18 protein-coding genes and 1 tRNA gene are annotated in these 17,019 nt (G+C 65.8%); 12 read left to right on the top strand and 7 right to left on the bottom strand.

Translation table 11 applies throughout. The annotated features are described in order from the left end of the window. The first annotated feature begins 333 nt into the window (after positions 1–333). The 9 genes from MOK15_RS14505 (at position 334) to MOK15_RS14465 (ending at position 7,187) form a co-directional block, all read left to right on the top strand. Complete coding sequence (locus MOK15_RS14505; RefSeq protein ID WP_242932259.1) at positions 334–1,185, top strand: D-amino-acid transaminase; 852 nt, start codon at positions 334–336, stop codon at positions 1,183–1,185. A gap of 308 nt (positions 1,186–1,493) precedes the next feature. After that, positions 1,494–2,495: a winged helix DNA-binding protein gene (locus MOK15_RS14500; RefSeq protein WP_242932258.1), complete on the top strand. Its 1,002-nt coding sequence runs from the start codon at positions 1,494–1,496 to the stop codon at positions 2,493–2,495. A gap of 65 nt (positions 2,496–2,560) precedes the next feature. Beyond that, positions 2,561–2,636 (top strand) — tRNA-Val (locus MOK15_RS14495). A gap of 86 nt (positions 2,637–2,722) precedes the next feature. After that, positions 2,723–2,887 carry a hypothetical protein gene (locus MOK15_RS14490; RefSeq protein WP_242932257.1) on the top strand — a complete coding sequence of 55 codons (165 nt, stop codon included), beginning with the start codon at positions 2,723–2,725 and terminating at the stop codon, positions 2,885–2,887. A 49-nt stretch (positions 2,888–2,936) separates the two neighbouring features. Then, positions 2,937–3,164 (top strand): zinc-finger domain-containing protein, encoded by a 228-nt coding sequence (locus tag MOK15_RS14485; protein ID WP_242932256.1) that lies wholly within the window; start codon positions 2,937–2,939, stop codon positions 3,162–3,164. 55 nt (positions 3,165–3,219) lie between these two features. Then, the gene (tldD, locus tag MOK15_RS14480; RefSeq protein ID WP_242932255.1) at positions 3,220–4,674 is read left to right on the top strand and encodes a metalloprotease TldD; all 1,455 of its coding nucleotides are present in this window, start codon (positions 3,220–3,222) and stop codon (positions 4,672–4,674) included. An 84-nt stretch (positions 4,675–4,758) separates the two neighbouring features. Next, entirely contained in the window at positions 4,759–5,334 is a 576-nt protein-coding gene (locus MOK15_RS14475; RefSeq protein WP_242932254.1) for a DUF924 family protein, read from the top strand. 157 nt (positions 5,335–5,491) lie between these two features. Further along, a complete protein-coding gene (locus MOK15_RS14470; RefSeq protein WP_004209785.1) occupies positions 5,492–5,830 on the top strand; it encodes a P-II family nitrogen regulator in 339 nt (112 codons plus the stop codon). Positions 5,831–5,843: 13 nt separating this feature from the next. After that, entirely contained in the window at positions 5,844–7,187 is a 1,344-nt protein-coding gene (locus tag MOK15_RS14465; RefSeq protein ID WP_242932253.1) for an ammonium transporter, read from the top strand. Positions 7,188–7,395: 208 nt separating this feature from the next. Here the strand turns inward: MOK15_RS14465 and MOK15_RS14460 are convergent, their stop codons facing one another. Genes MOK15_RS14460 through crtY form a run of 4 tightly spaced genes read right to left on the bottom strand, consistent with a single transcriptional unit; the run spans position 7,396 to position 11,640 of the window. Then, complete coding sequence (locus MOK15_RS14460) at positions 7,396–8,367, bottom strand: phytoene/squalene synthase family protein (protein ID WP_347567225.1); 972 nt, start codon at positions 8,365–8,367, stop codon at positions 7,396–7,398. Positions 8,368–8,423: 56 nt separating this feature from the next. After that, positions 8,424–9,005, bottom strand: a complete 582-nt coding sequence (locus MOK15_RS14455; protein ID WP_242932252.1) for a TIGR00730 family Rossman fold protein — start codon at positions 9,003–9,005, stop codon at positions 8,424–8,426. A 5-nt stretch (positions 9,006–9,010) separates the two neighbouring features. Beyond that, complete coding sequence (locus MOK15_RS14450) at positions 9,011–10,492, bottom strand: phytoene desaturase (RefSeq protein WP_242932251.1); 1,482 nt, start codon at positions 10,490–10,492, stop codon at positions 9,011–9,013. Next, the gene (gene crtY, locus MOK15_RS14445; RefSeq protein ID WP_242932250.1) at positions 10,492–11,640 is read right to left on the bottom strand and encodes a lycopene beta-cyclase CrtY; all 1,149 of its coding nucleotides are present in this window, start codon (positions 11,638–11,640) and stop codon (positions 10,492–10,494) included. The genes MOK15_RS14450 and crtY overlap by 1 nt, the downstream gene beginning before the upstream one ends. Positions 11,641–11,703: 63 nt before the next feature. On the opposite strand from crtY, the gene MOK15_RS14440 reads away from it, so the two are divergent. After that, positions 11,704–11,976: a metal/formaldehyde-sensitive transcriptional repressor gene (locus tag MOK15_RS14440; protein WP_242932249.1), complete on the top strand. Its 273-nt coding sequence runs from the start codon at positions 11,704–11,706 to the stop codon at positions 11,974–11,976. Continuing rightward, positions 11,973–12,995, top strand: coding sequence for a CDF family Co(II)/Ni(II) efflux transporter DmeF (gene dmeF / locus MOK15_RS14430; protein WP_278254155.1), 1,023 nt, complete (start codon positions 11,973–11,975; stop codon positions 12,993–12,995). The genes MOK15_RS14440 and dmeF overlap by 4 nt, the downstream gene beginning before the upstream one ends. Positions 12,996–13,129: 134 nt before the next feature. Here dmeF and MOK15_RS14425 read toward each other — a convergent pair whose 3' ends face one another. From MOK15_RS14425 to MOK15_RS14415, 3 genes are all read right to left on the bottom strand, one after another. After that, entirely contained in the window at positions 13,130–13,558 is a 429-nt protein-coding gene (locus MOK15_RS14425) for a TIGR01244 family sulfur transferase (protein WP_242932248.1), read from the bottom strand. A gap of 144 nt (positions 13,559–13,702) precedes the next feature. Then, positions 13,703–15,475, bottom strand: a complete 1,773-nt coding sequence (gene recQ, locus MOK15_RS14420; RefSeq protein WP_242932247.1) for a DNA helicase RecQ — start codon at positions 15,473–15,475, stop codon at positions 13,703–13,705. A 55-nt stretch (positions 15,476–15,530) separates the two neighbouring features. Then, positions 15,531–15,851, bottom strand: coding sequence for a hypothetical protein (locus MOK15_RS14415; protein ID WP_242932246.1), 321 nt, complete (start codon positions 15,849–15,851; stop codon positions 15,531–15,533). A gap of 36 nt (positions 15,852–15,887) precedes the next feature. On the opposite strand from MOK15_RS14415, the gene MOK15_RS14410 reads away from it, so the two are divergent. Beyond that, positions 15,888–17,015: a serine hydrolase gene (locus tag MOK15_RS14410; RefSeq protein WP_242932245.1), complete on the top strand. Its 1,128-nt coding sequence runs from the start codon at positions 15,888–15,890 to the stop codon at positions 17,013–17,015. The last annotated feature ends 4 nt before the right edge of the window (positions 17,016–17,019 follow it).

The raw sequence follows: 17,019 nt of genomic DNA, 5'->3' as shown, positions 1-17,019 counted from the left end.
AACAGCCCTTGCTTCCCCCCGCATCCAGACGCCCGTGACCTTGCTGGCGCGCCAGTGTGACCCAGGTGGCGCGGTGGTGAGGCGTCCGCGACGCGCTGGCGTGACCGGGGTGGCGCGTGGATGGTGCGCCAGCGTCACATCGTCTACGCTTTTCCGCCGAAATTGCCGCGAACCGACGCGGAAATTGCCCCTGCGACGGTGTGAACTTCGATGTGATGACAAGATGTAACCTCCCATTCCAAAAATTGCGTCGCCTATCACCCGGCGACCCGCTTGACCCCGCCCGCCCGAACGGCAAAAGCAGCGCCTGAACGCCCCCACCAAGGATCGCCCATGTCCGTCGCCTATCTGAACGGCAGCTATCTGCCGCTGGACGAAGCCCGCATTTCCCCGCTCGACCGCGGTTTCCTCTTCGCCGACGGCATCTATGAAGTCGCCGCCGTGATCGACGGCAGGCTGGTCGACAGCGCCAGCCATCTCGCCCGGCTGGAGCGTTCCACCGCCGCGATCGGCATCGCCCTGCCGCTGACCCTGGCGGAGATCGAGGCGGCACAGAAGGAACTGGTCGCCCGCAACACGCTCGGCGAAGGGCTGGTCTATCTCCAGATCACGCGCGGCGCCGACACGACCCGCGATTTCATCGCGCCCACCGGCCTGCAACCAACCCTTTTCATGTTCGTGCAGGCCAAGAGCTTTAGCGACATGCCCGCCGTCAGGACCGGCATCGCCGTGGCCACCATGCCCGACCAGCGCTGGGCGCGCCGCGACATCAAGAGCGTGGGCCTGCTCGCCCAGGCCATGGCCAAGCAGGCCGCCAGGGACGCCGGCGCGCAGGAGGCCTGGATGGTGGAGGACGGCTTCGTCACCGAAGGCGCTTCTTCCACCGCCTTCATCGTCACCGACGAAGGCATTATCACCCGCCCCTACAGCCAGTCGGTGCTCGCCGGCTGCACCGGCGCGGCACTGGCCACGCTGGCGGAGGAAAGCGGCCTGGCCGTCGTCCGCCGCCCCTTCACCGTGGCGGAAGCCCTCGCCGCGAAGGAGGCCTTCATCACCAGCGCCTCGACCTTCTGCCTGTCGGTCGTGCGCATCGACGGCCAGCCCGTGGGCGACGGCACGCCCGGCCCGGTCGCAACCCGGCTGCGCACCCTCTATGTCGACTTCGCCCGCGCGACCGCTGTTTGAAGATGCGCCTTTCGGCGCATAGCGGCACCAGCCCTCTCAAAATGCACTCTTCCGCGCATTTTCAAACAAACTCTGAGGTTTGACTCCATTATGGACCGATCATCATCCTTTCTTAAGAGGATAGGAAAGTTCCTCGACTTTCGCCCCGCGATGGCATCGGGCCGGATGGAAAACGGACCGAACCGGGCGTAGCAGAAAGCGCCAATCCACGCCTTCTTCCAACTTCGCTCCATAATGGCCGATGATCGGGCTGAACCGATCCGTTCTTGCTTTAGTCTCCGGAACGAAGCTAGAACAGGATTCGGACCATGATGGAAGATTTTTCCTACGCCCAGCCGTTGCCAGGCAATGCCGCGCCGCTTGCGCCGCGCGACGAACGCGCCGGTCTTCTGGTCGTGGCGGACTGGGCCGATGTCCAGGATCTGGCGCCGGTGGCGCAAGCGGCCGGCCTGCGCCTGCTGGGTGTTGCCGACCTGACCGAAGCGTCGACCCGGCTGGATGCGCAGGTGCAATGCGACGCGCTGCTGCTCTTTTGCCCCACCTTCACGCCGACGCTGGAACGTTTGCTGGTCCAGGTCGAAACCCAGGCGATCCAGACCGGCATGGCGGTGATCCTGGTGGCGGGCTGGGAAACGGTCGAACTCGCCTTCGCCTGCGTGCGCAGCCCCCATACCCAATTGCTCTGCGATCCCGACCGGACCGAACTGGCCGCAGCCCTGGTGGCGGCGGGCGAGCATCGGCCGATCAGCGGCAGCGTCCATGAAATGGATCGGGAAAATGTGCGGCTCCAGCAGTTGAGCGAGGAGGTCGGCCGCCTCGCCCGCACGCTCGACGCCCTGACCCAGCGCAGCCGCCTTGCTCCTCCCTCCTTCGACCTGGGGCCGCGCATCTCCGACCGGCCGAGCGATTATGCCGGTATGCCCACGCTCGCGCCCATCAGCACGACGGCGCGCCCGGCCGACCTGCCCGCCATCTCCCCGCAGCAGGTTCGCGACCTGCTCCGTGCGCGCCGCATCCGCGCGGATTTCCTGCCCGGCGACCTGTTCGCCGATCCGGCCTGGGACATGCTGCTCGACCTGCTCGCCGCCCGGCTGGAGCAGGAGCGCGTATCCGTTTCCAGCCTCTGCATTGCCGCCGCCGTGCCGCCGACCACCGCCCTGCGCTGGATTCGCACGCTCACCGACAAGGGGCTGGTGGAGCGGCAGGCCGACCCGCATGACGGCCGCCGCGTCTTCATCACCCTGGCGCAGGAGACGGCCGAATCGCTGATGCGCTGGTTCGGCGCCAGCCGCCGCCTGCTCGCCCGATGACCCCTTCGCTCGATTGACCGCTTGACCCCGCGCCGGATATCCCTAGATAGGCGCGAACCCGAAGGGGGCGATTAGCTCAGTTGGTAGAGCGTCTCGTTTACACCGAGAATGTCGGCGGTTCGAGCCCGTCATCGCCCACCAGTCTTGCGATCAAGCGTGCATGCACACGCCGATCCGCAGCCGTAACGTTCATCCTGCAGCAAGCGTGAATGCAGCACTGTTACTGCATGACGTTCGCAGCCTTTCTTGGCGGCAGTTTCGCGCCGGTCCTGCTGATGCTCTCACCACTTGCGGTGATGGCGGCCAGCGATCATGCCGACTGGAAACCGGCTGTTCGGGCGATGAAGGGCGATCCGGCATCCTGCACGCCGCTCCATTGGCCGCTGATGTAGCGCCACGGCATATTGCAGCGCACCCTCGCCGCTGCTAACGCCATTGTCCATGATCCAGCCGCCTGAAATCATCCGAGTCTCCAAGTCCCGCGTTTCCTGCGACGGTTCGGGAGACATTCCCGCCGCCCTCGGCCATCCGCGCGTCTTCCTGGAAATTGACGAGCATGGCTATGTCGATTGCGGCTATTGCGATCGCCGCTTCGTGCTGATCGGCGGCGTCGCCGACAATGCCGACGTCGTGACCAGGCCGGACATCGCTTCGGGCGCCAGCCTCTAAAGCGCCTCTAAATTTTCCATTGGGCTTGGCTATTGTCGCCCCTATATCGGGCGGCATGACCGAACTCGCTCCCCCGCTCATCTCAGGCTTCACCGACGCCCGTGGCCTTCTCTATCGCCCCGGCCTGCTCGATCCCGATGGCGCGCGTCGCCTGACGGCCGAAGCGCTGGCCGCCTGCGATGATGGCGAGCTATATCTGCAATATCGGGCGAGCGAGGCCTTCGGCTTCGATGACGGCCGCCTCAAGACCGCCGACTATTCGACCGACGCGGGCTTCGGCCTGCGCGGCGTGTCGGGCGAGATGACAGGCTTTGCCCATGCCAACGACATCAGCGATGCCGCGATCCGCAAGGCGGCGCAGACGCTGGCCCTGCTCGATCCGGCCAACGGTCAGCCCGCCCCGCCGCCGCAGCGCACCAACCGCCACCTCTATACCGACGCCAACCCGCTGGAGATCGTTCCCTTCGCCGAGAAGGTGAAACTCTGCGCCGAGATCGACGCCGCCGCCCGCGCTCGCGACCCGCGCGTCGCCCAGGTGTCCGTCAGCCTGGCCGGAAGCTGGTCGGTCGTGGAAATCGTCCGCGCCGACGGCTTCACCGCGACCGACATCCGTCCGCTGGTGCGCCTCAACGTCTCCATCATCCTGGAGGAAAATGGCCGGCGCGAAACCGGCGTGTTCGGCGTAGGCGGCCGCTATCTCTACGACCAGGTAATGGACAAGAGCGTCTGGAACCGCGCCATTGACGAAGCGCTGGCCCAGGCGCGCGTCAACATGCGATCGGTGGCCGCCCCCGCCGGGGAAATGACCGTGCTACTCGGCCCCGGCTGGCCTGGCGTGCTGGTGCATGAGGCGATCGGCCACGGCCTGGAGGGCGATTTCAACCGCAAGGGCACCAGCGCCTTTTCCGGCCGCGTCGGCCAGCGGGTCGCCGCGCACGGCGTCACCGTGGTGGATGACGGCAGCATCCTGGACCGTCGCGGCTCGCTATCGATCGACGATGAAGGCACGCCAACGCAGGAAAATATCCTGATCGAGGACGGTATCCTCAAGGGCTATATGCAGGACCGCCTCAACGCCCGGCTGATGGGCGTCGCGCCCACCGGCAACGGCCGTCGCGAAAGCTACGCCCATGCGCCCATGCCGCGCATGACCAACACCTTCATCAAGGGCGGTCAGGACGATCCGGAGGAACTGCTCAGCCGCATGAAGTCCGGCATTTTCGCCAAGAGCTTCGGCGGCGGTCAGGTGGACATCGTATCGGGCAAGTTCGTCTTCTCCTGCACCGAGGCGTACAAGGTCGAAAATGGCAAGCTCACCGATCCGATCAAGGGCGCGACCCTGATCGGCGACGGCCCGACCGCCCTGACCAAGGTGGTCGGCATCGGCCACGACTGGGCGTTGGACGAAGGTATCGGCATGTGCGGCAAGGGCGGGCAGAGCGTGCCAGCGGGCGTCGGCCAGCCGACCTTGCTGCTGGAAGGCCTTACCGTGGGCGGCACGGCAGCCTGAAAACGCCGGCCGGCGGCGCGGCGACCGGAGCCGGATGCGGCACGAACGGCGGAACCGTGCCCTTTGTCCGTCGCTTATGAAAGCATGAACATGCTGACCGACAGCCATGATGCGATCACCGCCGACTGGGCGGCGGCGCTGCTCGATTTCTGGTTCAACCAGGTGGGCGAAGCGGGATGGTGGGGCCATGATCCCGCGCTCGACCAGCTTTGCGCCGCTCGCTTCGAAGCGCTGTGGGCGGAAAAACGCGCCCTGCCGCCGGAGGTTTTTCTCGACCGGGCCGACGATGCGCTCGCCGCCGTGCTGCTGTTCGACCAGATGCCGCGCAACATGTTCCGCGACCAGTCCCTGGCCTTCGCCACCGACGCGCTGGCGCGGGACGTGGCGCGCGGCGCCATCGCCCTGGGCTATGACATCCAGATCGGCGGCGCCGGACGCCTCTTCTTCTACATGCCGTTCCAGCATAGCGAGGCGCGCGAAGACCAGGAACTGTCCCTGACCCTGTTCAAAGGCGCGGGCGACGCGAAATCGCTGGACTTCGCCCGCCAGCATCATGCGATCATCACCCGCTTCGGTCGCTTTCCCCACCGTAACGCAGCGCTCGGCCGAGAAACCCTGCCGGAAGAAGCCAGCGCGGTGGCTGAAGGCGGCCACTGGTAGGCAACCCTGCCCAATTTTTAGGCAGCAGCGGACCGCTGCCCATTTTTTCGGCGCTGCATCACGAAGCATCGCACCACAAGCCCGCATGAACCCGTCTTTATCGATTTGGCACGCCTCTTGCTAACTATGGTTCCGCACACCAGTAACAGGGGGCGACATGAAACTTGTCATGGCTATCATCAAGCCGTTCAAGCTTGACGATGTCCGCGAGGCACTCTCCTCGCTCGGCATCGCCGGTATGACGGTCAGCGAAGTGAAGGGCTTTGGTCGTCAAAAGGGGCAGACCGAAATCTACCGCGGCGCCGAATATTCGACCAACATGGTTCCCAAGATCAAGATCGAGGTGGTCTGCGACGACGACCTCGCGCCGCGTGTCGTGGAAGCGACCCAGGCGGCGGCCAATTCGGGCGCCATCGGCGATGGCAAGATCTTCGTCCTCGATGTCGGTCAGGCCGTGCGCATCCGCACCGGCGAGACCGGCGAAACCGCGCTGTAAGAAGGGGGAAATAATGACCTTTTCCAAGAAACTCGGCGGCGTGGCGGGGGCTGCGGCCTTCTCGCTCTTTGCCGCCCTGCCCGCCTGGGCGCAGGCGGCGACGCCCGCCGCCACGGTCGACAAGGGCGACACCGCCTGGATGATGACCTCGACCATCCTGGTCCTGGCGATGATCCTGCCGGGCCTGGCCCTCTTCTATGGCGGCCTCGTCCGCACCAAGAACATGCTGTCGGTCATGACGCAGATCGGCGCGGTGGCCTGCCTCGCGATGCTGCTCTGGGTGATCTACGGCTATTCGATGGCCTTCGGTCCGGATTACACCAGCGGCCTCTCCAACGTCGTCTCGACCTTCGACAAGGCCTTCCTGAAGAGTATCACGCCCGCTTCGCAAGCGGCGACCTTCACCGCCGGCGTCGAAATTCCCGAATATGTCTTCGTCTGCTTCCAGATGACCTTCTCCGCGATCACGATCGCGCTGGTGCTGGGTTCGGTGGTCGAGCGCATCAAATTCTCGGCCGTGATGGTCTTCGCAGCGATCTGGCTGACGATCGTCTATTACCCGATCGCGCACATGGTATGGGCGGCAAGCGGCTATTTCTTCAAGGCCGGCGCCCTCGACTTCGCGGGCGGCACCGTGGTGCATATCAACGCCGGCGTTTCCGCGCTGGTCGCCGCGATCATCCTGGGCAAGCGTATCGGCTATCCCAAGGAACCCATGCCGCCGCACAGCCTGACGCTGACCGGCGTCGGCACCGGCCTGCTGTGGGTCGGCTGGTTCGGCTTCAACGCCGGTTCGGCGCTGGAAGCCAATGGCTCGGCAGCGCTCGCGATGATCAACACCTTCGTCGCCACCGCGTCCGCCGGTCTGTTCTGGATGCTTGCCGAAAAGCTGAACGGTCACAAGGGTTCGGCACTGGGCTTCTGCTCGGGCATCATCGCCGGCCTCGTCGCTGTCACCCCGGCCGCCGGCAACTCCGGTCCGTTCGGTGCGATCATCCTGGGCGCCGTCGCCTCGATCGTCTGCTTCTATGCCGTCACCGTCCTCAAGCCTAAGCTTGGCTATGACGACTCGCTGGACGCCTTCGGCATCCACGGCATCGGCGGCATGATCGGTGCCATCGGCACCGCCATCGTCTACTCGCCTGCCTTCGGTGGCCCCGGCGCTGCGGACTATGAGATCGGCGCCAAGCTGCTCGTCCAGATCGAAGCGGTCGTCGTGACCATCCTCTGGGCGGGGATCGGCACCGCCATCGCCATCTTCATCGCCAAGGCCGTCACCGGTCTGCGGGTCAGCCAGGAGGTCGAATATGAAGGCCTCGACCTCGGTGAACATGGCGAGCGCGCCTACAACCTATAAATTTGGCAGGGCGGGCCGCCCGATCGGGACATGGCCCGCCCGCCCCACCTTGTTCCTCCTGCGAACATGCCTTGGGCTGGTACGAAAGTACCGGCCCTTTTTTTGGCGATTATGCCGTTTGCAAATTCAGCGCGCGCATCCGGGGGTAATCCTTCATCCTCCCCTGGCAGGGGAGGATTTTCTTATGCGAAAGCATCGGTCTTTTTGTTCAGGTCGGCCGGGTCCAAAGCTTTGTGTCGCGTGGCGCGTCGGCGGGCCAGCGGCGTGCACGGCCCGGCACCTGGCAACCTGCCCGGATCACCCAGCCCAGCTTGTCGCGCGTGGGCGTCACCACTCGATGATCCCAGGCCCGTTCGCCTCGCCGCGCGACTTCCCGCGCGATATCGCCATAGATGCCCGCCGCCGCCAGCACCGCCCAGGCCGCGCGCAGCGGCAGCGCGCCGGTGCCATGGCGGGCGCTTTCCTCATAGGCGGCCGCCATGTCGGCCATACGCCGCGCCAGCACCGCCAGACGCGGCCGCGCCCAGGGCTTCATATGCTCGCCGGGCGGGATATCCATCTCCACCAGCCACGCTTCTGGCAGGTAGCAACGATCCGCCGCCTCATCCTCGCTGATGTCGCGGGCGATATTGGCAAGCTGGAAGGCAAGGCCCAGGTCACAGGCCCGGTCAAGCGTCGCCTGATCCTGCGGATCGACCCCCATCAGCACCGCCATCATGCAGCCGACCGCGCCCGCGACATGATAGCAATAGTGCAACATGTCCGCCTCGCTGCGCGGCCGCCAGTCGCGCGCGTCGAGCGCAAAGCCCTCGATCAGGTCATGGGCATAGCGGGGGGGAATCGCGCACTCGCGCATTACCAGGCCGAATCCGTCAAAGGCCGGATCGCCGGTCGGATCGCCCCGCAGCGCCGCGTCGGTCAACACCCGGATGGTCGACAGGCGCGCCTGCCCGTCCGCCACGCCCCGCAGCGTCCCGCCATGATCCTGCCCATCGGCGATATCGTCGCACTTGCGGCACCAGGCATAGAGCAGCCATGCCCGCTCGCGGGTAACGCGATCGAACAACTTGGACGCCATGGCGAAGGACTTGGACCCGCGCGCGATGCTGTCGCGGGCGTGGGCGACCAATTCTCCCCTCCCGCTTGCGGGAGGGGCCGGGGGAGGGTCTGTCAGGATCACAGCCGGAGACATGCCCTCCCCTAACCCCTCCCGCAAGCGGGAGGGGAACTATAATTTCAAAGCCGCGCCGCCTTCATCGCGAAGATCGTCTCGTGCGGCTGATAGGCGGCCATGGCGTCGATCAGCGCCTCGATACTGTCCGCATGGATCAATATCCCGGCATGTTGCGCCCGGATGAAGCCTGCTTCCACCATCTGCCGGTTGAAACCGATCAACTGGTCGTAGAAGCCCGCGACATTGAGCAGACCGACCGGCTTGTCATGATAGCCGAGCTGCGCCCAACTGATCGCTTCCCACAATTCGTCCATCGTGCCGACGCCGCCGGGCAGGGTGACGAAGCCGTCCGACAGGTCGGTGAAGAGCTGCTTGCGCTGGTGCATGGTCTGGACGACATGCAATTCGGTACAGCCTCGATGCGCGACCTCCGCGCCGACCAGCGCTTCGGGGATCACGCCGATTACCTCGCCGCCCGCCTCCAGCGCCGCGTCCGCCACTGCGCCCATCAGGCCCAGTCGCCCGCCGCCATAGACGACGCCAATGCCCCGCTCCGCCAGCGTGCGGCCGACATGACGCGCCGCGTCGATATAGGTCAGGTCGGCCGGCGTCGCCGATCCGCAATATACTGCCAGTCTCTTCATGATCTTCAGCCCAAATCCTGCAACATCAGCGCCGCGGTCGCCTTGGCGCTGCCCACCACACCGGGGATGCCCGCGCCGGGATGGGTGCCGGCCCCTACCAGATAGAGATTAGGAATGACATCGTCGCGATTATGCGCGCGGAACCAGGCGCTCTGGGTCAACAGCGGCTCCAGGCTGAAGGCGCTGCCCAGATGCGCGTTCAGATCACGTCCGAAATCGCTGGGCGCATAATGGAAGCGGGTTACGATGCGCGATCGGATATCGGGGATCAGCCGATGCTGGATCTCATCCAGGATGCGTTCGACATAGGCAGGGCCGAACTGGTCCCAGTCGATCGGCAGCTTGCCCATATGCGGCACCGGGGCGAGCGCATAGAAGGTCGAATGCCCGTCCGGCGCCATCGACGGATCGGTGACGGTCGGATGGTGCAGATAGAGCGAGAAATCCTGCGGCAGCACGCCATGATCGTAGATATCGGTCAGCAACCCCTCATAGCGCGGTCCGAACAGGATCATGTGATGCGGGATGCCCGGCCAGCTTCCCTTGATGCCGAAATGCAGCACGAACAGGCTGGGCGACCAGCGCTTTTGCGACAATTTGTCGGCTTGCTTCTGCCCACGCGGATGATGGCCCAGCAGGTCGCGATAGCTGTGCATCAGGTCGGCATTAGTAGCGATGGCGTCCGCCTCCCCGCGCCAGCCCGACACGGTATGAACCGCCGTCGCCTTGTCGCCATAGGTTTCGATCCGCGTAACCGCGTCCCCCAGGCGCAGCGTGCCGCCCAGCCGCTCGAAATGGGTCGCCATCCCCTGCACCAGCCTGTTGGTGCCGCCCTTCGCGAACCAGACGCCGCCATCCTTCTCCAGCTTGTGGATCAGGGCGTAGATGGCGCTGGTCTTCATCGGGTTGCCGCCGACCAGCAGCGTGTGGAAGGACAGCGCCTCGCGCAGCTTCTCATTCTTCACATGGGACGCGACGACCGAATAGACCGACCGCCACGCCTGGTATTTGGCGAGAGAGGGCGCCGCCTTTATCATCGACGCGAAGTCGAGGAAGGCGACCGAGCCGAGCTTGCGATAGCCCTCTTCATAAACGCCTGCGGCATAGTCGCAGAAGCGCTCATAGCCGGCGACATCGTTGGGATCGAGCTTGGCGATTTCCGCCCGCAGCGCCGCTTCATTGTTCGAATAGTCGAAATTGGTGCCGTCACGCCAGTTGAGCCGGTAGAAGGGCGACACCGGCACAAGCGCGACATCCTGCGCCATGTCATGGCCCGACAGGCGCCACAGTTCGGCCAGGCAATCGGGATCGGTGATGACGGTCGGACCGGCGTCGAAGGTGAAGCCGTCCTTCTCCCACATATAGGCGCGCCCGCCCGGCCGGTCGCGCGCCTCGACCAGCGTGGTGCTCACCCCCGCCGACTGTAAACGGATGGCAAGCGCCAGGCCGCCAAAGCCCGCACCAATGACGATCGCTGTCCTGCCCATCAGGCGGGCGTATTCCACAATGTTCGCATGGCGTCCCTTATGGGCACGGGGGGCCGTCCGCACAAGATGCGGATGCGGTCGGCGATCGTCGATCGCCCGGCATAGAAACGCTGGATCAGCGCCGGCCTTAACCGATAGAAACGCGCAAAGACCCGCCAGCGCTGGTCCGGCCGGGCGGCGCCGAACAACATCCGGCCCAACAACCTGTAATAGCCGCCCCGCCGCCAATGCGCCCCTGCATAGGCGCGGGTCGCAATGGGCAGGTCATCCAGCGGCCGATCCGCCAGCCAGAGCGCGAATCGCACCGCATCGGGCAGCGAATAGCCGGTCATCGGCTGGAACAGCCCGGCCCTGACGCCCGCACGCGCTACTGGATCATCCTTGGGCCAGTAAAGGTCGAAATCCCCGCCATGGACCACCGGCAACACCCCCTGCTCGCGATGGATCACTTCCGCGCGCCAGCCCCGCGCCTGCGCATAGGCGGCGATCCGCGCATCGATCGCCGGCACATCCAGATCGGGCGAATCGCTGTAATAGGTATCCTCGACGAAGAGGGTCCGGTCATCCCAGGGCAGCAGATAGACGAAGCGATAGCCGTCCTGCTGCTCGACAGTCGCGTCCATGATGACCGGGCGGTCGATCCCATGGGGCGCTTCGCATCGCAACGCATGGCCGACGAATTTCTGCCAGCCGCAGCGCAAAACGGACATATCCCCCGCTCCCCGCGCGTCGATGACCGCCCCGGCCCTGATCGATCGCCCGTCCGCCAGGGTGATGCCCTGCGGCGACAGGCCCGTCACCACCGCCCCGGTCAGCAGCCGGTCGCCCAGCACCCGCCGAAGATGGACAGCGAACTGGACAGATGTGACGCTGTTATAGGGCGTGTCCAGCCGCCGCGCATAATCGGGGAAACGCACCTCATGCCCCTGCGGCCAGCGATGCGCGATCAGCGGGTCGACCAGCCAACGGTCCCTGAGCGCCACGTCGCCGTCGAAAAAGGACCAGATATGATTGCCCCCGGCCTGTTCCCCCTGCTCGACCAGCAGCAGCCGCACCTCCGGCCGCAACGCCGCAAAGGCGAGCGCGATCAGCCCGCCCGCCAGGCCGCCGCCGATGATCGCCAGGTCATGATCCGGTTCGTTCGTCATACCTGTCCTTTAGGCCAAATTCGGGCTAGGCGTCGCGCTCAATATAGTATAGGGGGGTATCCTATGCATATCATCGCGGATCGGGATAAATTATTGGCGCGGGTGCGCCGGATCGCGGGCCAGGTCGCCGCCGTGGAGCGGCAATTGACCGGCGATGCGGGCTGTTCGGAAACGCTCCAGCTTGTTGCCTCCGTGCGCGGCGCGGTCGGCAGCCTGATGGAGGAGTTGATCGAGCAGCATATGCGCGAACATGTCGCCCGGCCGGGCCTCTCCGACGCGGCGCGCACCGCGGCGACCGAAGAAATGCTGGCGCTGATCCGCCGTTACGGGAAATGACGATGCACGACGATCACAGCCACGGACACCAGCACGGGCACGGGCACGATCATGCCCATGGCGATCATCGCCATGATCCTGCCCCCGCCCCGATTCCGGGCGACGGGGAGGACAGTCATTATTTCGACCATATCTACCTGACCGCCGGCCATGACCAGAATGCCCGACGCACCCTCTGGGTGGTCTGGCTGACGGCGGCCACGATGGTGGTGGAGATCGTCTTCGGCTGGATCACCGGGTCGATGGCGCTGCTGGCCGACGGTTTCCACATGGCGACCCATGCCGGCGCGCTGGCAGTTGCGGCGGCGGCCTATGGCTATGCCAAGCGCCACGCCCGCAATCCCCGCTACACCTTCGGCACCGGCAAGGTCGGCGACCTCGCCGGCTTCGCCTCCGCCCTGCTGCTGGGCCTCACCGCCCTGTTCATCGCGGTCGAATCGGCACTGCGCTTCTTCCAGCCCATCCATGTCGCCTTTGGCGAGGCGACGCTGGTGGCGGTGATCGGCCTCATCATCAACATCATCAGCGCCCTGCTGCTGGGGCATGACCATAGCCACGACGACGGGCATGACCATGCGCATGGCGACGGGCACGCCCACGATCAGAAGCCGGGCCACACCGACAATAATCTGCGCGCCGCCTATGTCCATGTGCTGACCGACGCACTGACATCGGTGCTGGCGATCGCGGCGCTGCTTGCCGGACGCTATCTCGACTGGTGGTGGCTCGACCCGGCGGTGGGCCTGCTGGGCGCGGTGGTGATCGCGCGCTGGTCCTGGAGCCTGATGAAGGACACCGCCGCCATCCTGCTTGACACCGCCGAACCGGCGCTGATGGCGACGGTACGGCGCGAGGCGGAGGCGGAAGGCGCCACCATCCGCGATCTCCATGTCTGGCGCATCGGCCCCCACGCCCATGCCGCGATCATCAGCCTGGCGCCCGGCACGGACGGCGCAGCGGTGCGCAAGCGCGTGCGCGCCCTGCCGAAGATGGAGCATGTCACGGTGGAATGCGGCTAGAGCGGCGACGCTGTCCTATTCCACCTCTCCCTGTTAGCATGGCGAAAGACCAGCCTCCACGAAACAAGATTTCCAACTTTTGTTCGATAATGTCGAAATTTACGGGAAATATGTGAAGCTAAGCGGCGCTTTTCCTATTGCCCGGCCAGCGCGTCCATGATCTGGCGCACGGGGCTGATATCGTAACCCGCCGCCGCCGCCTGGGCCGCCAGCACATCGGCATTGTCACCCGCGCGGGCGCGGGTCAGCGACCAGAGCAATGTGCTGCGCGTACCCGAACGACAATAGGCCAGCACCTTGCCTTCGCCCGCCTGCGCCAGCGCATCGGCCATACCGTCGAGCTGCCAGGGGGAAAAGCCACCATGAGCGACTGGCACCGCGACATAAGCGATGCCCGCTGCCTGCGCCGCCGCCTCGATCTCCGCGCCATTGACCTGCCCAGGTTCCTCGTCGTCCGGGCGATTGTTGATGATGACGGTCACGCCCTGCGCCTTGGCTTCAGCGACCTGATCGATGCTGATCTGCGGCGACACGAAAATGCGGTCGGTGAGCTTGCGGAACATGGGCTTCTCCTTTGCCGCGAGCCATGCGCCACAGCGGATCAGGATTCAAGTCACAGCGCCGTGCTCCTGCGAAAGCAGGAGCCCAGAGCGAACCGTCACGCGCTCAATCCTGGGCTCCTGCCTTCGCAGGAGCACGGACGGAAATCATAAGAACGGCCGGATCGCCGCGAGGAAGGCGTCGCCAAAGGCGTCCAGCTTCTTCTGGCCGATGCCGCTGATATGGCTCATGTCGCGAATGCTGGACGGCCGTTGCTCCGCCATTTCGCGCAAGGTCGAATCATGGAAGATGACATAGGGCGGCACCCCCGCCTCCTGCGCCAGTTCGCGGCGGCAGGCGCGCAGCGCGTCGAATAGCGGATCGCCGACCGGATTGGCGTCTGCGCCGTTGCGGGCGTTGCGCTTGCGCCGCTCGCGCCTGGGCGGCACCAGGATGCGCACTTCCTCTTCGCCGCGCAGGATCGGCCGGGCATTGGGGCCGAACATCAGCCCGCCATGCTCGGTCGTCTCCAGCGCGTCGCGCACCAGCAGCGCGCGCGAAACGGGACGCAGCAATGCCGTCTCCTCCCCGTTGACGATGCCGTAGACGGAAATCTTGTCATGGCCGCGCTCGCGTATCTTGTCACTCACCGCGCCGGTCAGCACCTGCTCGATATGCCCCGCGCCGAAACTCTGCCCGGTGCGATAGACGGCGGAAAGATATTTGCGCGCGGTCTCGGTCGCATCGACGCTGGCGGGTGGCGTCAGGCAATTGTCGCAATTGCCGCAGGTCAGCGGTGGGCTTTCGCCAAAATGACGCAGCAGGATCGCACGGCGGCAGGTCGCGGTTTCGACCAGTGCGCCCAGCGCCGCGATGCGCGTGCGCTCACCCTGCTGGCGGCTCGTATCGAGTTCGGCGATCCGCATCCGGGCGCGGGCAAAATCCTCCGCGCCCCAGAAAAGATGCGCCACCGCCGGTTCGCCGTCACGGCCCGCACGGCCCGATTCCTGATAATAGCCCTCGATCGACTTGGGCAGGCCGGCATGGGCGACGAAGCGCACGTCGGGTTTGTCGATCCCCATGCCGAACGCGACCGTGGCGACCATCACCATATCCTCGCTGGCGATGAAGGCGGCCTGGTTGGCGGCGCGCTGGGCCGGCTCCATCCCGGCATGATAGGCGCGCACCGGCCGGCCCGAACGGCCCAGCGTCTCCGCCAGCTTCTCGGTCGCGACGCGGGTCGGCGCATAGACGACGCCAGGGCCTTTTTCGGTCGCCAGCAGGTCGGCCAACTGGCGGCTAAGGCCATCGCGCGGGTGGACGGCATAGCGGATATTGGGCCGGTCGAAGCCCGATATGATAAGCCCATCCTCTGGAATGCCGAGCTGGACGAGGATATCCTTGCGCGTATGCGCGTCGGCGGTCGCGGTCAGCGCCAGTCGCGGGACATCGGGAAACTCGTCCAGCAGCGGGCGCAGCAACCGATAGTCGGGACGGAAATCATGCCCCCATTCGGACACGCAATGCGCTTCGTCGATGGCGAAGAGGATGATCTTCGCGCTGCGCAGCAAGGCGCGGAACCCCTCGCCGCTGGCGCGTTCGGGCGCGACATAGAGAAGATCGAGGTCGCCGCCCCGCAAGCGATCCTGCGTCTCGCGCCAGTCGGCATCGACGCTGGTCAGGCTGGCAGCGCGGATGCCCACCGCCTGCGCCGCGCGCAACTGGTCATGCATCAGCGCGATCAGCGGCGAGACGACGACGCAGCAGCCGTCGAGCGCCACGGCGGGAAGCTGGTAGCAGAGCGATTTGCCCGCGCCGGTGGGCATGATGGCCAGCGTGGGCTGGCCCGCCATGACGCGCCCCACCACCTGATCCTGCACCCCGCGAAAGCTGGTGAAGCCGAATATGTCGTGGAGAAGCATGGGGATGTCGCGCGCCATGGGGAGGCCTTAGCGGCTGGGATGCGATGGGGCCAGCGTCGTAATCGTCCCCCTTTTATTGCACCGGGTCGATCAGGCAGCCCCAGCCGGGCTTGAAGCGCGCGGTGCGGCTGGCGATCAGGGGAACACTGGCCTGAACGGCGTGTTCCTCCGGCAGGTCGGTCAGGCGCACCAGCGCCATGCCGGGTTCCTTATCGTCCCGGCAGCTACCCATGGCGCGCCCTTCGACATAGCGGCAGGAACAACCGATGCGTGCGCCATAGGCAACGCCAAGTTGCGCCTGCGCATGGAGCGCCGTCCAATGCCAGGCCAGAACCCCAAGCAGGGCCAGCAGGATCAGCCCTGCCCCAACCCACCATTTTCGCCGAACCGCCATGGCTCTTTTTCGTCCCACTATGTTAGGGGCCGGCTTATGCAGATCGACAACCGAATCGTAAAGCGCCTTGGCCTGGGCGCGGCCATCGTCGGGTTCGTGGTCGCGGGGACGCTGGCCGTGCGCGCGGCGCACCAGGGACCAGACCCGGTCTATAGCGTCGCGTCCGATGCGGTGGTCGGGGAAAGCGCGCTGCGCGGCGCGATCGACCCGCTGTTCGACGCGGATCAGATGGGCCAGACCCGTGCGCTGCTCGTGATGCGCGACGGGAAAGTGATCGCGGAACGGTACGCGCCCGGCTTCGGCCCGGACACGAAACTGCTGTCCTGGTCGATGGCCAAGAGCGTGACGGCGGTGCTGGTCGGGTTGATGGTCGCCGACGGGCGGCTGGCGCTCGACGCCCCCGTGCCGGTCGCCGCCTGGAGCCAGCCGGGCGACCCGCGCGGCAAGATCACGCTGCGCCAGTTGCTGACGATGAGTTCGGGCCTCGACCATGTCGAGGATGGCGATCCCCAGCCACAGGGCGACACGGTACGGATGCTGTTCACCGACGGCGCGCGGGACATGGCGGCCTATGCCGAATCCAAACCGCTGGCCCATGCGCCGGGTGAGCAGTTCGCCTACTCGACCGGTTCCACCCTGATCCTGGCCGACCTGATGACGCGGATGTTGACCAACAGCCGCGATCCCGACACGCGGCGGCGCGCGATGCAGATGTTCATCGACGGGCGGCTGAAGGCGCCCGGCAACCTGCCAAGCCTGACGCCGGAATATGACGCCAACGGCACGATGATCGGCGGCAGCATCCTGCACATGACCGCGCGCGACTATGGCCGCTTCGGCGACCTGCTGCGCCGCCGCGGCCGATCACCCACCGGCCACCAGATCCTGCCGGAAAAATGGATCGACCTGATGACCACCCCGTCCCGGCGCAATCCGGCCTATGGGCTGCATATCTGGCTGAACCGGGAAAGCAGCGAAAGCGCGCTGATGCCGGGGCAGGCACCTGAGAGCCTGTTCGGCTGCGTCGGGCATAACGGGCAATATATCCTCATATCCCCATCGCAGCGGCTGACGGTGGTGCGGATCGGCATGTCTCCGAAGAAGGAACAGCGCCGCGCGGTACGCGGGGCGCTGGCCAGGCTGGTCGGACTGTTTCCGGGTTGAGGCG

Origin of the sequence: Sphingobium sp. BYY-5 (assembly GCF_022758885.1) — a bacterium.
Lineage (GTDB): Bacteria > Pseudomonadota > Alphaproteobacteria > Sphingomonadales > Sphingomonadaceae > Sphingobium.
This window is presented reverse-complemented; position numbering and strand designations above follow the sequence as displayed.

What these genes read in the sequence shown, in the direction of transcription:
- MOK15_RS14505 (WP_242932259.1), top strand. Translation starts at nt 334, where the DNA reads ATGTCCGTCGCCTATCTGAACGGCAGCTATCTGCCGCTGGACGAAGCC.
- MOK15_RS14500 (WP_242932258.1), top strand. Translation starts at nt 1,494, where the DNA reads ATGATGGAAGATTTTTCCTACGCCCAGCCGTTGCCAGGCAATGCCGCG.
- MOK15_RS14490 (WP_242932257.1), top strand. Translation starts at nt 2,723, where the DNA reads ATGACGTTCGCAGCCTTTCTTGGCGGCAGTTTCGCGCCGGTCCTGCTG.
- MOK15_RS14485 (WP_242932256.1), top strand. Translation starts at nt 2,937, where the DNA reads ATGATCCAGCCGCCTGAAATCATCCGAGTCTCCAAGTCCCGCGTTTCC.
- tldD (WP_242932255.1), top strand. Translation starts at nt 3,220, where the DNA reads ATGACCGAACTCGCTCCCCCGCTCATCTCAGGCTTCACCGACGCCCGT.
- MOK15_RS14475 (WP_242932254.1), top strand. Translation starts at nt 4,759, where the DNA reads ATGAACATGCTGACCGACAGCCATGATGCGATCACCGCCGACTGGGCG.
- MOK15_RS14470 (WP_004209785.1), top strand. Translation starts at nt 5,492, where the DNA reads ATGAAACTTGTCATGGCTATCATCAAGCCGTTCAAGCTTGACGATGTC.
- MOK15_RS14465 (WP_242932253.1), top strand. Translation starts at nt 5,844, where the DNA reads ATGACCTTTTCCAAGAAACTCGGCGGCGTGGCGGGGGCTGCGGCCTTC.
- MOK15_RS14455 (WP_242932252.1), bottom strand. Translation starts at nt 9,005, where the DNA reads ATGAAGAGACTGGCAGTATATTGCGGATCGGCGACGCCGGCCGACCTG.
- MOK15_RS14450 (WP_242932251.1), bottom strand. Translation starts at nt 10,492, where the DNA reads ATGGGCAGGACAGCGATCGTCATTGGTGCGGGCTTTGGCGGCCTGGCG.
- crtY (WP_242932250.1), bottom strand. Translation starts at nt 11,640, where the DNA reads ATGACGAACGAACCGGATCATGACCTGGCGATCATCGGCGGCGGCCTG.
- MOK15_RS14440 (WP_242932249.1), top strand. Translation starts at nt 11,704, where the DNA reads ATGCATATCATCGCGGATCGGGATAAATTATTGGCGCGGGTGCGCCGG.
- dmeF (WP_278254155.1), top strand. Translation starts at nt 11,973, where the DNA reads ATGACGATGCACGACGATCACAGCCACGGACACCAGCACGGGCACGGG.
- MOK15_RS14425 (WP_242932248.1), bottom strand. Translation starts at nt 13,558, where the DNA reads ATGTTCCGCAAGCTCACCGACCGCATTTTCGTGTCGCCGCAGATCAGC.
- recQ (WP_242932247.1), bottom strand. Translation starts at nt 15,475, where the DNA reads ATGGCGCGCGACATCCCCATGCTTCTCCACGACATATTCGGCTTCACC.
- MOK15_RS14415 (WP_242932246.1), bottom strand. Translation starts at nt 15,851, where the DNA reads ATGGCGGTTCGGCGAAAATGGTGGGTTGGGGCAGGGCTGATCCTGCTG.
- MOK15_RS14410 (WP_242932245.1), top strand. Translation starts at nt 15,888, where the DNA reads ATGCAGATCGACAACCGAATCGTAAAGCGCCTTGGCCTGGGCGCGGCC.